Genomic DNA, 346 nt, shown 5'->3' on the forward strand with positions numbered 1-346 from the left:
CCTGCGCACGGCTCGGATCGTACTCGAAGAGAATCACCGGTTTGCCCGGCGGGCCGCCGCGCTGCACCCACATCTGACTCTTGCTGGTTGCCGCCCGGCCGGGCTCCTTGAGCACCTGGACCGGGGTCTCGTCCATGTGGATCACGTCGTGTCCGAGCAGCCCGTCGCGCATCAGGTTGGCGATTGGCTGCAGCGCCCGGGCCGTGCCAATCACCCAGCGCGCCAGCGTCTGGCGCGGCACGAGGACACCCGCACGGGCGAGCACGTACTCGAAACGCGCCAGCGGCAGCCCATCGACGTACTTGGTGACGAGCAGCATCGCCAGAAGGTCGTTGCTGGCGTTGCT

1 protein-coding gene is annotated in these 346 nt (G+C 68.2%); it reads right to left on the reverse strand.

All coding sequences use genetic code 11. From position 1 onward, the window contains the following. Positions 1 to 346: IS66 family transposase (locus M622_RS0119815; protein WP_031346208.1), on the reverse strand; the 346-nt coding region annotated here is incomplete at both ends.

Origin of the sequence: Thauera terpenica 58Eu, assembly GCF_000443165.1 — a bacterium.
Taxonomy (GTDB): domain Bacteria; phylum Pseudomonadota; class Gammaproteobacteria; order Burkholderiales; family Rhodocyclaceae; genus Thauera; species Thauera terpenica.